General features: G+C 66.7%; 14 protein-coding genes. 13 read left to right on the top strand and 1 reads right to left on the bottom strand.

The genetic code is table 11. The features are described from left to right. The first annotated feature begins 1 nt into the window (after position 1). The 13 genes from rpoE to nagZ all read left to right on the top strand — a co-directional run bounded on the left by rpoE (position 2) and on the right by nagZ (position 12,510). A complete protein-coding gene (rpoE, locus tag WT53_RS05730; RefSeq protein WP_006490873.1) occupies positions 2–601 on the top strand; it encodes an RNA polymerase sigma factor RpoE in 600 nt (199 codons plus the stop codon). Between the two features lie 86 nt (positions 602–687). Next, a complete protein-coding gene (locus WT53_RS05725) occupies positions 688–1,305 on the top strand; it encodes a sigma-E factor negative regulatory protein (protein WP_034206776.1) in 618 nt (205 codons plus the stop codon). 5 nt (positions 1,306–1,310) lie between these two features. Beyond that, positions 1,311–2,363 (top strand): MucB/RseB C-terminal domain-containing protein, encoded by a 1,053-nt coding sequence (locus tag WT53_RS05720; RefSeq protein ID WP_034206777.1) that lies wholly within the window; start codon positions 1,311–1,313, stop codon positions 2,361–2,363. 16 nt (positions 2,364–2,379) lie between these two features. Continuing rightward, complete coding sequence (locus WT53_RS05715) at positions 2,380–3,876, top strand: DegQ family serine endoprotease (protein ID WP_034206778.1); 1,497 nt, start codon at positions 2,380–2,382, stop codon at positions 3,874–3,876. A gap of 7 nt (positions 3,877–3,883) precedes the next feature. Further along, a complete protein-coding gene (locus tag WT53_RS05710; protein WP_011544941.1) occupies positions 3,884–4,120 on the top strand; it encodes a glutaredoxin family protein in 237 nt (78 codons plus the stop codon). A 196-nt stretch (positions 4,121–4,316) separates the two neighbouring features. Further along, on the top strand, positions 4,317–6,110 hold the full coding sequence (gene lepA, locus WT53_RS05705; protein ID WP_059501585.1) for a translation elongation factor 4: 1,794 nt from the start codon (positions 4,317–4,319) through the stop codon (positions 6,108–6,110). A 15-nt stretch (positions 6,111–6,125) separates the two neighbouring features. Next, a complete protein-coding gene (gene lepB, locus WT53_RS05700) occupies positions 6,126–7,019 on the top strand; it encodes a signal peptidase I (protein WP_034206780.1) in 894 nt (297 codons plus the stop codon). 154 nt (positions 7,020–7,173) lie between these two features. After that, positions 7,174–8,394 (top strand): ribonuclease III, encoded by a 1,221-nt coding sequence (gene rnc, locus WT53_RS05695; RefSeq protein ID WP_060258835.1) that lies wholly within the window; start codon positions 7,174–7,176, stop codon positions 8,392–8,394. Between the two features lie 60 nt (positions 8,395–8,454). After that, on the top strand, positions 8,455–9,354 hold the full coding sequence (gene era / locus WT53_RS05690; RefSeq protein WP_034206782.1) for a GTPase Era: 900 nt from the start codon (positions 8,455–8,457) through the stop codon (positions 9,352–9,354). Next, entirely contained in the window at positions 9,341–10,177 is an 837-nt protein-coding gene (gene recO / locus WT53_RS05685) for a DNA repair protein RecO (protein WP_060258832.1), read from the top strand. The genes era and recO overlap by 14 nt, the downstream gene beginning before the upstream one ends. Beyond that, a complete protein-coding gene (pdxJ, locus tag WT53_RS05680; RefSeq protein WP_034206784.1) occupies positions 10,174–10,950 on the top strand; it encodes a pyridoxine 5'-phosphate synthase in 777 nt (258 codons plus the stop codon). The genes recO and pdxJ overlap by 4 nt, the downstream gene beginning before the upstream one ends. Before the next feature lie 80 nt (positions 10,951–11,030). Next, a complete protein-coding gene (acpS, locus tag WT53_RS05675; protein ID WP_034206785.1) occupies positions 11,031–11,465 on the top strand; it encodes a holo-ACP synthase in 435 nt (144 codons plus the stop codon). Between the two features lie 16 nt (positions 11,466–11,481). Next, complete coding sequence (gene nagZ, locus WT53_RS05670) at positions 11,482–12,510, top strand: beta-N-acetylhexosaminidase (RefSeq protein ID WP_034206786.1); 1,029 nt, start codon at positions 11,482–11,484, stop codon at positions 12,508–12,510. Between the two features lie 177 nt (positions 12,511–12,687). Here the strand turns inward: nagZ and WT53_RS05665 are convergent, their stop codons facing one another. Beyond that, on the bottom strand, positions 12,688–14,073 hold the full coding sequence (locus WT53_RS05665; protein WP_034206787.1) for a sigma-54 dependent transcriptional regulator: 1,386 nt from the start codon (positions 14,071–14,073) through the stop codon (positions 12,688–12,690). Positions 14,074–14,233: the final 160 nt, after the last annotated feature.

Here is a 14,233-nt window from a genome sequence, read left to right as displayed (position 1 = left end):
GGTGAGTGAAAAAGAAATCGATCAGGCTCTGGTCGAGCGCGTACAGAAGGGCGACAAGGCGGCGTTCGAACTCCTGGTCTCCAAATACCACCGCAAGATCATTCGGCTGATCTCGCGCCTCGTGCGGGATCCCGCCGAGGTCGAGGATGTGGCCCAGGACGCGTTCATCAAGGCGTATCGTGCGCTGCCGCAATTCCGCGGCGAATCGGCGTTCTATACGTGGTTGTACCGGATTGCCGTCAATACGGCGAAGAACTACCTTGCGACGCAAGGCCGCCGGGCGCCGACCTCGACCGAGGCCGATGCGGAGGAAGCGGAAACTTTCTCCGATGCAGACCAACTAAGGGATATCAACACGCCTGAGTCGATGTTGATGAGCAAGCAGATTGCCGAGACGGTCAACGCTGCAATGGCTCTGCTGCCCGAAGAACTGCGCCAGGCAATCACGCTGCGCGAGATCGAGGGCCTGAGCTACGAAGAGATCGCGGAAATGATGGGCTGTCCGATCGGGACGGTCCGGTCGCGGATCTTCCGCGCACGCGAAGCAATCGCTGCCAAATTGCGTCCGCTGCTCGATACGCCCGAAGGCAAGCGCTGGTAAGCGCGACGGGCGGAACGACGCGGGTCGGGGTCTAGTTACGGATAGAGTCGTGAAGTCACGACGGGGTGTGCAAGATGGGGAGCATCATGGGGTCGGTCAATACGCAATCGCAAGCGTGCTCGCGCGGCGAGCGCATTTCCGCGCTGGTCGACGGCGAAATGTTCGACGGCCCGGATCACGGGCAGTTTCTGGCTGAACTCGACCGCGCGGATCGCGCCGTATGGGCCCAGTACCACTTGATCGGCGATGCGCTGCGCTCGGACGAGCTCGCGCTGTCGCCCGCGCTGAGCGTCGCGTTCACCGCGCGCATGTCGGCTGCGCTCGAAAGCGAGCCGCACCTGCTGGCGCCGGCGGCCGCGCCGGTCGCGCGCAAGCTGCTGTCGCTGCGCCGCCGCGTCGTGCCCGCGTTCGCGGTGGCCGCCGCGGCCGCCACGCTGACGTGGATCGTCGTCCCGCAGATGCAGACGGCCGGCGCCCCGGGCGCCGTCCAGGTCGCATCGGTAGGCGCGCCGCAGACCGGCAACCTGCAGCGCGTGACGGTTGCGCAGGCATCGGCCCAGCCGGGCCTGCAGGACGTCAACATCATTCGCGACGCCAGCCTCGACCAATACCTTGAAGCGCACCAGCAATTCGCGCAGCAGCCCGTCGTCACGGGTTCGATGCCGCTGATCCGCGCTGCCGTGACCACCACGCCAGGCCAATAACCCCGATGCGGACATTGCAGTTGAATCACGCCATCTCCGGATGGAAGCGGCTGCCGGCCCTTTTGCTTTGCGCAGCCGCCCTGTTGTCCGTTCAATCCCTTCCCGCCAGCGCCCAGCAACCGGACGATCCCGTCGCGACCCGCAAGGGCGCCGCTGATTGGCTCGACCGCGTCCAGCAGGCGGCGCAGCAGCAGAGCTACGAAGGTACGTTCGTCTACCAGCGAGGCGGGTACGTGCAGTCGTCGCGCATCGCGCACGTCTCGTCCCGCGACGGCGAGTTCGAGCGGATCGAGACGCTCGACGGCAAGCCGCGCAAGCTGCTGCGGCACAACGACGAGCTGTATACGTTCGTGCCCGAGCGCAAGCTGTGCGTGGTCGAGCGCCGTCAGACGCGCGACTCGTTCCCCGCGCTGCTCGGCGCGAGCGGCGAGCACGTGATGTCCGTCTACGATGCGAAGTCGCTCGGCAAGGACCGCGTGGCCGGGATCGACGCGCAGGTCGTCGAGCTCGTGCCGAAGGATGCGTATCGTTTCACGTACAAGCTGTGGGCCGATGCGCGCACCGGGCTGTTGCTGCGTTCGCAGACGCTCGACGCGAACGATCACGTGCTCGAACAGATCGCGTTCTCGCAACTGCAGACGGGTGGCGCAAGCGGCGACAAGGCCGCGATTGCAGCCGGCATGCGCAATCTGAGCGGCTGGACGGTCGTGCGCCCGCCGGTCGCGGCGGTCGACATGGAAGCGCAGGGCTGGCAGCTTGCGCCGAGCGTCGCCGGCTTCCGGAAGATTCGTGAAGTGCGCCGGCCGATGGCCGCGCGCGATGCGGGCGATCCGCCGATCCCGGTCGATCAGGCCGTCTTCACCGACGGCCTCGCGACGATCTCGGTTTTCATCGAGCCGGCCGAAAAGAATACGCGCAAGGAAGGCGCGGGCAGCACCGGTGCGACGCACGTTCTCGTGAAGCGCCGCGGCGACTACTGGATCACCGTGCTCGGCGAAGTGCCGCCGGCTACGTTGCAGCAGTTCGCGTCTGCCATAGAATACAAGGCTTCCAAGTAACGCTACGGCTTCCGACATGATGAAACTCACGCTGCGCAAATGGCTCGCGGCGGCGGCGCTGTCTGCCTGCCTGCCGCTCGTGCCGCATACCGCGTTCGCTGTGACGGCTCCCGCTGCCAGCCTGCCCGACTTTGCCGATCTGGTCGAAAAGGTCGGCCCGGCCGTCGTGAACATCCGGACCACCGCCAACGTGCCGACGAGCGGCCCGCGCGGGATGCTCCCGCCCGGCTTCGACAACGGCGACATGTCCGAATTCTTCCGGCGCTTCTTCGGCATTCCGCTGCCGCAGGCGCCCGGTAACGGCGGCGGCAACGGCGGCAACCCGAAGAACGCGCCGGCGCCGGACAATCCGCCCGACACCGAGCAGAACCGCGGCGTCGGCTCGGGCTTCATCGTGTCGGCCGACGGTTACGTGATGACCAATGCGCACGTCGTCGACGATGCGGACACCATCTACGTGACGCTGACCGACAAGCGCGAATTCAAGGCGAAGCTGATCGGCGTCGACGACCGCACGGACGTCGCGGTCGTCAAGATCCAGGCGTCGAACCTGCCGGTCGTCGCGATCGGCGATTCGAACAAGGTGCGCGTCGGCGAATGGGTCGTCGCGATCGGTTCGCCGTTCGGCCTCGACAACACGGTCACGGCCGGCATCGTCAGCTCGAAGAGCCGCAACACGGGCGACTATCTGCCGTTCATCCAGACCGACGTCGCCGTGAACCCCGGCAACTCGGGCGGCCCGCTGATCAACATGCAGGGCGAGGTGATCGGCATCAACTCGCAGATCTACAGCCGCACCGGCGGTTTCATGGGCATTTCGTTCGCGATTCCGATCGACGAGGCGATGCGCGTGGCCGACCAGCTGAAGGCGACGGGCAAGGTCACGCGCGGCCGCATCGCAGTGGCGATCGGCGAGGTGACGAAGGACGTGGCCGACTCGATCGGGCTGCCGAAGGCCGAAGGCGCGCTCGTCAGCAGCGTCGAACCGGGCGGCCCCGCCGACAAGGCCGGCATCCAGCCGGGCGACATTATCCTGAAGTTCAACGGCCGTTCGGTCGATGCGGCGTCGGATCTGCCGCGCATGGTCGGCGACACGAAGCCTGGCACGAAGGCGACGGTCAGCGTGTGGCGCAAGGGTCAGGCGCGCGATCTGCCGATCACGATCGCCGAGACGCCGGCCGAGTCGACGGCGAAGGCCGAGCAGCGCAAGAACGCGCCGCAGAAGCCGCGCCAGACCAATTCGCTCGGCCTGACGGTCAGCGACCTGACGGCGGAGCAGATGAAGACGCTGAAGTTGAAGAACGGCGTGCAGATCGACGGCGTCGACGGCCCGGCCGCCCGTGCGGGCCTGCAGCGCGGCGACATCGTGCTGCGGGTGGGCGACACCGACATCACGAGCGCGAAGCAGTTCGCCGACGTGACCGCGCAGCTCGATCCGCAGAAGGCGGTCGCGGTGCTCGTGCGGCGTGGCGACAACACGCAGTTCGTGCCCGTGCGGCCGCGCCAGAAGTAACGCGCCGATGTTCACGCTCTACGGCCGCGGCTGGTGCCACCTGTGCGACGACATGCGCGACGCACTGGCGCCGGTGGCGGCCGAATTCGGCGTTGCGGTCGACTACATCGACATCGACACCGATGCGGCGCTCGTCGCGCGTTACGACGAGGACGTGCCCGTGCTGCTGCTGGACGGCGCGGAAGTGTGCCGCCACCGGTTCGACGACGCGCGGGTGCGCGACGCGCTGGCGTCCCGGCGCTGAGCCGGGTCCGCCGCGAGCCGGCGCCGCTTCGCACGGGGCACGATCCGGCGATCGGCCCGGCCGGGCTCCCGCGTGGCGGGGCGTCCGAAATCCCGCCCGGCGTAAGCCTTTTCGGCTAAAATAAGCCGTTTTTTCACCGACTTACAAGGCGTGCTCCGCAGTCGTGAGCGCGCCTTTTTCGCTTGATCGGCACTGAATGGATCATATTCGCAATTTCTCGATCATCGCCCACATCGACCATGGCAAGTCGACGCTCGCGGATCGCATCATCCAGGTATGCGGCGGCCTCGCCGACCGTGAAATGGAAGCGCAGGTGCTCGACTCGATGGATATCGAGCGCGAGCGCGGCATCACGATCAAGGCGCAGACTGCCGCGTTGTCCTATCGCGCACGCGACGGCAAGGTCTACAACCTGAACCTGATCGACACGCCGGGGCACGTCGACTTCTCGTACGAGGTCAGCCGTTCGCTGTCCGCGTGCGAGGGCGCGCTGCTGGTCGTCGACGCGAGTCAGGGCGTCGAGGCGCAGACGGTCGCGAACTGCTACACGGCGATCGAGCTCGGCGTCGAGGTCGTGCCCGTGCTGAACAAGATCGACCTGCCGGCCGCGAACCCCGAGAACGCGATCGAGGAGATCGAGGACGTGATCGGCATCGACGCGACCGACGCGACGCGCTGCAGCGCGAAGACGGGCCTCGGCGTCGAGGACGTGCTCGAGTCGCTGATCGCGAAGGTGCCTCCGCCGAAGGGCGATCCGGCCGCGCCGCTGCAGGCGCTGATCATCGATTCGTGGTTCGACAACTACGTCGGCGTCGTGATGCTCGTGCGCATCGTCAACGGCACGCTGCGTCCGAAGGACAAGATCAAGATGATGGCGACCGGCGCGCAGTATCCGGTCGAGCACGTCGGCGTGTTCACGCCGAAGTCGCGCAATCTCGAGTCGCTGTCGGCCGGGCAGGTGGGCTTCATCATCGCGGGCATCAAGGAACTGACGGCCGCGAAAGTCGGCGATACCGTCACGCACGCGACCAAGGCCGCTGCCGAGCCGCTGCCGGGCTTCAAGGAAGTGAAGCCGCAGGTGTTCGCGGGACTGTATCCGGTCGAGGCGAACCAGTACGACGCGCTGCGCGAATCGCTCGAGAAGCTCAAGCTGAACGACGCATCGCTGCAGTACGAGCCGGAAGTGTCGCAGGCGCTCGGTTTCGGGTTCCGTTGCGGCTTCCTCGGGCTGCTGCACATGGAAATCGTGCAGGAGCGGCTCGAGCGCGAGTTCGACATGGATCTCATCACGACCGCGCCGACGGTCGTCTACGAGGTCGTGCAGAGCGACGGCTCGACGATCATGGTCGAGAATCCGGCGAAGATGCCGGAGCCTGGCCGCATCGCCGAAGTGCGCGAGCCGATCGTCACCGTGAACCTGTACATGCCGCAGGATTACGTCGGCTCGGTGATCACGCTGTGCGAGCAGAAGCGCGGCTCGCAGATCAACATGCAGTATCACGGTCGCCAGGTGCAGCTCACGTACGAGATCCCGATGGCCGAGATCGTGCTCGACTTCTTCGATCGCCTGAAGTCGGTATCGCGCGGCTATGCGTCGATGGATTACGAGTTCAAGGAGTACCGTTCGTCGGACGTCGTGAAGGTCGACATGCTGATCAACGGCGACAAGGTCGACGCGCTGTCGATCATCGTGCACCGGTCGCAATCGCAATATCGCGGCCGCGAAGTCGCCGCGAAGATGCGCGAGATCATCCCGCGCCAGATGTACGACGTGGCGATCCAGGCCGCGATCGGCGCGCACATCGTCGCGCGCGAGAACATCAAGGCGCTCCGCAAGAACGTGCTCGCGAAGTGCTATGGCGGCGACATCACGCGCAAGAAGAAGCTGCTCGAGAAGCAGAAAGAAGGTAAGAAACGCATGAAGCAGGTGGGTTCGGTCGAGATCCCGCAGGAGGCGTTCCTCGCGATCTTGCGCGTCGAAGACAAATAACAGGACTGATCCTTTATGAATTTTGCGCTGATTCTTTTTGTGCTCGTCATCGTGACGGGCGTAGCGTGGGTGCTGGACAAGCTGGTGTTCCTGCCGCGGCGTCGCAAGGCGGCCGACTCGGCGATCGAGGAATTCGATCGCCAGCAGTCGCGCATCGACAAGCGTTTCGCGGACGAAAACGCGGCGCAGACGCGTTCGAAGCTGCGTGACGAAAAGCTGCGCCAGCCGTGGTGGCTCGAGTACACGGCGAGCTTCTTCCCGGTGATCCTGGCCGTGTTCGTCGTGCGTTCGTTCGTCGTCGAGCCGTTCAAGATTCCGTCGGGCTCGATGGTGCCGACGCTGCTCGTCGGCGACTTCATCCTCGTCAACAAGTTCGAGTACGGGCTGCGCCTGCCGGTCACGAACACGAAGATCACGCAGGGCAGCCCGCTGTCGCGCGGCGACGTCGTCGTGTTCCGCTATCCGAAGGATGAGTCGGTCGACTACATCAAGCGCGTGATCGGCCTGCCGGGCGACACGGTCGCGTATCAGGACAAGCAACTCACGATCAACGGCCAGCCGGTGCCCGAAACGCCGCTGCCCGATTTCTTCGACGACGAGCGCCAGAATTACGCGAAGCAGTTCGAGGAAACGATCGGCAACAAGAAGAACGCGATCCTCAACAACCCGGCCGTGCCGCCGTTCGTGATGGGCGCATACGACTATCCGTATCGCGACAACTGCACGTACAACAGCCGCGGCGTGATCTGCAAGGTGCCGCCCGGTCACTACTTCATGATGGGCGACAACCGCGACAACAGCGCGGACAGCCGCTACTGGGGTTTCGTGCCGGACCGGAACATCGTCGGCCGCGCGTTCTTCATCTGGATGAACTTCGGCGACCTGAAGCGCATCGGTTCCTTCAACTGACCGCATTCGATTCACACGCAATACGCGACGCACGGGCCGCGTCGCGTATTGCCGAACTACTTTAAGAACCGGCGGTAACACCGCCTCGTCACGCCTTTTCGCGTCCGGCCGTGCCGTTTCGGCCCGACCGGGCGCCCGCGTTATACTCCTGCACATGCCCCTATCCCAGTTGGAAAGCCGGCTGCGCTACGAATTTCGCAATGCGGAATTGTTGCGCCAGGCTTTGACCCATCGCAGTCACAGCGCCACGCACAACGAACGGCTCGAGTTTCTCGGCGATTCCGTTCTGAATTGCGCGGTGGCCGCCCTTTTGTTCCAGCGTTTCGGCAAGCTGGACGAAGGTGACCTGTCGCGCGTACGCGCCAACCTCGTCAAACAGCAATCGTTGTACGAAATTGCTCAGGCCCTGAATATCTCGGACGGCCTGCGGCTTGGCGAGGGCGAGCTGCGCAGCGGCGGATTCCGTCGCCCGTCGATCCTCGCGGACGCGTTCGAAGCCATCATCGGGGCCGTATTCCTCGATGGCGGCTTCGAAGCCGCCCAAGGGGTCATCAAGCGGCTCTACATCCCGATTCTCGACCACATCGATCCGCGCACGCTCGGCAAGGATGCGAAGACGCTGCTGCAGGAATACTTGCAGGGGCACAAGATCGCGCTGCCGACCTATACGGTCGTCGCGACGCATGGTGCGGCGCACAATCAGCAGTTCGAGGTCGAGTGCACGGTGCCGAAGCTGGACGTGAAGGTATCGGGTTCCGGCGCGAGCCGGCGTGCGGCCGAGCAGGCCGCCGCGAAGAAGGCGCTCGACGAAGTGATGGCGGCCGCGCCGATGCTGGCCGCGAAGCCGAAGCGCTCGAAAAACGCACGCGGGTCCAAGCATGTCGAACCCGAGATCGTGCCGGGCGTGAAGGGCGTGCAGGAAGCGCTCGACCTGCGCTCGCCGGAGCGGAAGGAACGTGCGGCGGCGCGCGAGGCCAGGGCGGCCGGCGCGGCGCCGGCTGCAACCGCTGCGGCGACGGGCGAGCCGGCCGTCGCGCCGATGGCGGCGATTCGCGCGGCGCATGTCGAGCCGGCCACGGACAAGGGCGAGCGGGCGGCGAAGCCGGCGACCGACAAGGTTGCCGACAAACCGGCCGAGCGGCCCGACAAGGCCGCGGAAAAACCCGCCGAGGCCGCGTCGCGTGCAGCCGACAAGCCGGCCGGCCACGCAGCCGATTCGGCATCGCCGTCGGCCGACAAGCCTTCCGCGAGTGCCGACGCCGCTGCGCGCACGCCGGCGCGCGCACGCGATGCCGCGACGCCCGACGCCGATGCGCCGCCCGGCGGCGCGAGCCTTGCTGCCGCGCAGGCGCGCGTGGCCGATGCCGGCCACTGAATTGCCCATCGATCGTGCCGCGCGCCGCGCGGCCGTTTCCGAACCTGTCCCCCAAACGATATGAACACTCCCGCTCCTACCGGTTTCCGTTGCGGCATGATCGCGATCGTGGGCCGCCCGAACGTCGGCAAATCGACGTTGATGAACGCACTCGTCGGCCAGAAGATCAGCATCACGTCGCGCAAGGCGCAGACGACCCGTCACCGCATCACCGGCATCAACACGTTCGACGACGCGCAATTCGTGTTCGTCGACACGCCCGGCTTCCAGACCCGTCACAGCACCGCGCTGAACCGTTCGCTGAACCGCGCGGTCACGTCGACGCTGACGTCGGTCGACGTGATCCTGTTCGTGATCGAGGCCGGCCGCTTCGGGCCCGACGACCAGAAGGTGCTCGACCTGATCCCGCCGGGCATGCCGACGCTGTTGATCGCGAACAAGATCGACCGCGTGAACGACAAGGCGTCGCTGTTCCCGTTCATGCAGAAAGTGAGCGAACTGCGCGAATTCACCGAGCTCGTGCCGCTGTCGGCGCAGCGGCCGGAAGACATCAAGCGCCTGCTGGACACGATCAAGCCGTACCTGCCGGAAGGCGAGCCGATCTACGGCGAGGACGAACTGACCGACCGCAGCTCGCGCTTTCTCGCGGCCGAAATCCTGCGCGAGAAGGTATTCCGCTGGACCGGCGACGAACTGCCGTACACGAGCACCGTACTGATCGACAAGTTCGAGGAGGAGGGCCGCCTGAAGCGCATCTTCGCGACGATCCTCGTCGAGCGCGATTCGCACAAGGCGATGGTGATCGGCAAGAAGGGCGAGAAGCTCAAGCAGATCAGCACCGAGGCGCGGATGGACATGGAGAAGCTGTTCGACGGCCCCGTCTACCTCGAAACCTTCGTGAAGGTGAAGAGCGGTTGGGCCGACAACGAGGCGGGGCTGCGTGCCTATGGGTACGAATGACGCGCTGACGTCGACCGAAGACGCGGTAGCCGCCGGCGCGAACGACGCGCCGTTGCCGGCACCGCCCGAACCGCCGCGCAAGGTGCGGCGCGCGGCGTCTCGCACGTCCGATTTCCGCGTCGCCGAGCAGCCGGCGTACGTGCTGCACAGCTATCCGTATCGGGAAACGAGCCTGATCGTCGACGTGCTGACGCGCGACCACGGCCGGCTCGCGCTCGTCGCAAAGGGCGCGAAACGCCCGCACTCGGCGTTGCGCGGCGTATTGCAGACGTTCCAGCCGCTGCTGCTGTCGTGGTCCGGCAAATCCGAGGTGCGCACGCTGACGGGCGCCGAGTGGGTCGGCGGGATGCTGCCGCTAAGCGGCGACGGGCTGTTGTGCGGTTTCTACGCGAACGAGCTGCTCGTGAAATTCTGCGCGCGCGAGGATCCCCAGCCGCCGCTGTTCAATCATTACGTGCTGACCCTCACGCGCCTCGCGCACGGCGAGCCCGCGGTGCAGGTGCTGCGCTCGTTCGAGCGTGTGCTGCTGCGCGAGACCGGGTATGCGATGGCGCTGAACCGCACGGTCGCGCGCCGCGCGGTCGAGCCCGAGCGCCGCTACGTGTTCGATCCCGAGCGCGGCGTGCGCAATGCGGACGACGACGTGCCGTCGCACTGGCCGGTCATCACCGGACAGACGTTGCTCGACATGGAGCAGGACGATTACCATCGAGCCCAGACGGTTGCGCAGAGCAAGACGCTGATGCGCTTCCTGCTGAACACCTATCTCGGCGGCACGCCGCTCGCCACGCGTCAGATCCTGATCGACCTGCAAAACCTATGAGCTTCTTCCTGACAACGCCCACCGCCATCGACCTCGGCGTGAACATCGACCACGTCGCGACGCTGCGCAATGCGCGCGGCACGCGCTATCCCGATCCGATCCGCGCGGCGCTCGCCGCCGAAGAGGCGGGCGCGGACGCGATCACGCTGCACCTGCGCGAGGATCGTCGTCACATCGTCGACGCCGACGTGCGCGAGCTGCGCCCGCTGCTGAAGACGCGGATGAACCTCGAATGCGCGGTGACGGCCGAGATGCTCGACATCGCGTGCGAAGTGCGTCCGCACGATGCGTGCCTCGTACCGGAGAAGCGCGCGGAACTGACGACCGAAGGCGGTCTCGATGTCGCCGGCCACTTCGAGGCCGTGCGCGCGGCGTGCAAGCAACTCGCCGACGTCGGCGTGCGCGTGTCGCTGTTCATCGACCCGGACGACACGCAGATCCGCGCCGCGCACGAAGCGGGCGCGCCGGTGATCGAGCTGCATACGGGCCGCTACGCCGAAGCGCACGACCAGGCGGAGCAGCAGCGCGAATACGAGCGTATCGTCGCGGGCGTGCAGGCCGGCGCGCAGCTCGGACTGAAGGTCAATGCGGGCCACGGGCTGCACTACACGAACGTGCAGCAGATTGCCGCGATCGACGGCATCGTCGAGCTCAACATCGGTCACGCGATCGTCGCGCACGCGATCTTCGCAGGCTGGGACAACGCGGTGCGCGAGATGAAGGCGATCATGGTCGCCGCACGCGTCGCCGCGCTGCACGGCGGCGCGCGCTGAGATGCGAGGCCGCCGCGCCCCGCACGCCGTTTGCGACGCACTTGACCCGGCCGCGCCGGGCTGCCCCGGCGGAGACTGACATGGCGATCTACGGCATCGGTACCGACATCGCGCAGGTGAGCCGCGTCGCAGCCGTGCTCGAACGCACGGGCGGCCGGTTTGCCGAGAAGGTGCTCGGCCCCGACGAGCTGCGCGTGTTCCACGCGCGGCGCGCCCGCTCCGAGGCGCGCGGCATCGCGTTTCTCGCGACGCGCTTCTCCGCGAAGGAAGCGTTCTCGAAGGCGATCGGACTCGGCATGCACTGGCCGATGACGTGGCGCGCACTGCAGACGCTCAACCATCCAAGCGGCGAGCCGTACGTGGTCGCTTCGGGCGAGCTGGCCGACTGGCTGGCCGCTCGCGGCATCACGGCGCGCGTGACGGTCAGCGACGAACGCGACTACGCGGTGTCGTTCGTGATCGCCGAAACGGACGCCGCGCCTGCCCCCGGACCTGTTTCCCGAACCCCCTCCTGACGGAATTCCCGATTCGATGAAAACGACTCCCGGCCCGGTCATGCTCGACGTCGTCGGCACGACCCTGTCGCGCGACGATGCGCGGCGCCTCGCGCATCCGAATACCGGCGGCGTGATCCTGTTCGCGCGGCACTTCCAGAATCGTGCACAACTGACCGCGCTGACCGATTCGATTCGCGCGGTGCGCGAAGACATCCTGATCGCCGTCGATCACGAAGGCGGGCGCGTGCAGCGGTTCCGCACCGACGGCTTCACGGTGCTGCCCGCGATGCGCCGCCTCGGCGAACTGTGGGATCGCGACGTACTGCTCGCGACGAAGGTCGCGACCGCCGTCGGCTACATCCTGGCTGCCGAATTGCGTGCGTGCGGGATCGACATGAGCTTCACGCCGGTGCTCGATCTCGACTACGGGCACTCGAAGGTGATCGGCGATCGTGCGTTCCATCGCGATCCGCGCGTCGTCACGCTGCTCGCGAAGAGCCTGAACCACGGGCTGTCGCTCGCCGGCATGGCGAACTGCGGCAAGCATTTCCCCGGGCACGGCTTCGCGGAGGCCGATTCGCACGTCGCGCTGCCGACCGACGACCGCACGCTCGATGCGATCCTCGAGCAGGACGTCGCGCCGTACGACTGGCTCGGGCTGTCGCTGTCGGCGGTGATTCCGGCGCATGTGATCTACACGCAGGTCGACAAGCGGCCGGCCGGGTTTTCGCGCGTATGGTTGCAGGACATCCTGCGCGGAAAGCTCGGCTTCACGGGCGCGATCTTCAGCGACGACCTGTCGATGGAGGCGGCGCGCGAAGGCGGCACGCTCACGCAGGCAGCCGACGCCGCGCTCGCCGCCGGTTGCGACATGGTGCTCGTCTGCAACCAGCCGGACGCGGCCGAAGTCGTGCTGAACGGATTGAAGGCGCGGGCCTCGGCCGAGTCGGTGCGGCGCATCAAGCGGATGCGTGCGCGCGGCAAGGCGCTCAAGTGGGAGAAGCTGGTCGCGCAGCCCGAGTATCGGCAGGCGCAGGCGCTGTTGAGCAGCGCGCTGGCGTAAGCGGGCACGGATGGCGCGCGTCGCGCCGTTTGGGTCGCCTCAAACAGAAAGCCGCGCAATAGCGCGGCTTTTTTTACGGGTCGAGACCGCTTGATCGGGGCAGTCGCCGGGACGAGCTCGGACGTGGACGCAACTAACGATCGGATCCCGTCAGCGCCCGCATTCAGAGCCGCCCGCTCAGTTCACCTTCATCCGCTGCAGCTTGTTGTACAGCGTCTTCGGGCTGATGCCGAGCAGCGTAGCCGCGCGGTGGCGCGTACCGCCGACCGCGTCGAGCGTCGCGCGGATCAGCAGATCCTCGACGTCGGACAGCGGCGTGCCGACCTTGATCTGCACACTGCTGCCGTTCAGCGCGGCGCCGGCGGAGAAACTGGCTTCGCCCGCGCGCAGCGTCTCGATGAAGTCGCCCGACGCGTCGTACGCGAAGCGCACGCGTTCCTGCAACTCGCGCACGTTACCCGGCCATTCGTAGGACAGGCATTCGCGCACGAAGCCCGGCGCCGCCCGCTTGTCGGTCGTGCTGCGGCCGGTTGCGCGCGCTTCGCGGTTCAGTTCGTCGATCTGCGCGTCCGCGATCGCGAGCGCGTCGCCGTCGCGCTCGCGCAGCGGCGGCATCGTGATCGACGCCGCGTCGAGGCGCAGCCACAGATCCTCGCGCAGCGTGCCGTTCGCCACCGCTTCGCGCGCCGGGCGGCGCGTGGCCGCGATCAGCCGGAAATCGCTGGTGATCGGGCTCGTGCCGCCGATCCGCATGAAGTTCTGCGAATCGAGCGCGTGCAGCAGCGCTTCCTGCAGCACGAGCGGCAGCGCGGTGATTTCGTCGAGGAACAGCGTGCCGCCGCCGGCCTGCTCGAACAGCCCCGATTCGCGACGCTCGGCGCCGTCGAATGCGCCGCGTTCATGGCCGAACAGCACGCTGTCGAGCGACGCGCCGTGCCGGCCGGCCTGCGCGAGCATGCGGCAGTCGAACGACACGAACGGCCCTTTGCGGCGCCGGCTCAGTTCGTGCAGCGTGCGCGCCGCCAGTTTCTTGCCGGTGCCGGCTTCGCCCGAGAACAGCACGGCTGTTTCGGTGCGGGCGTTGTGCTCGATCATGTCGTACACGTGCTGCATCGCGTCGCTGCGGCCCACCAGCGCGCCGAAGCGGCCGAGCTGGCGCAGCGACGCGCGCAGCGACTGCACTTCGTCGATCAGTTCGTACGGGCGGGGGATCCGCGCGAGCAGGCTGCGCAGGCGCGGAATGTTGATCGGCTTCAGCAGGTAGTCCCAGATGCCGTGGCGCAGGCCCTCGATGGCGCTCTCGACCGTCGCGTTGCCCGTCAGCACGATCACCGGCAGCGAGCCGTTCGGCTGTTGCTGCGGCAGGTGCTGGAGCAGGTCGAACCCGCTGCCGTCCGGCAGGTTCAGGTCGACGAGCACGACGTCGGGAATCGAGCGGCCGAGCGCCGTGCGCGCTTCGGCGAGCGACGTGGCCGTGTCGACCGAGAAGCCGTCTGCGGCGAGCAGTGCGGTGAGGCCTGACAGGCTGTTGGGATCGTCTTCGACAATCAGGGCGTGTGGCATGGTGGACGCGAGTCGAGTCAAGAGAGGCGGGCTGTCGGCCAGCGGGCCGCAGCCGCATGTCGGATTAAAGATTGATTTTATGCCCCGCCGAACGCGTCACGCGCATTATTTCTCCGGCGCTATAAAACAGTTACCGATGATACAAATTGAATATCTTTAC

Source organism: Burkholderia sp. MSMB2157WGS (genome assembly GCF_001532755.1).
Classification (GTDB): domain Bacteria; phylum Pseudomonadota; class Gammaproteobacteria; order Burkholderiales; family Burkholderiaceae; genus Burkholderia.
Note: the sequence above shows the minus strand (reverse complement) of the source record. Positions and strands in the feature narration are given on the sequence as shown.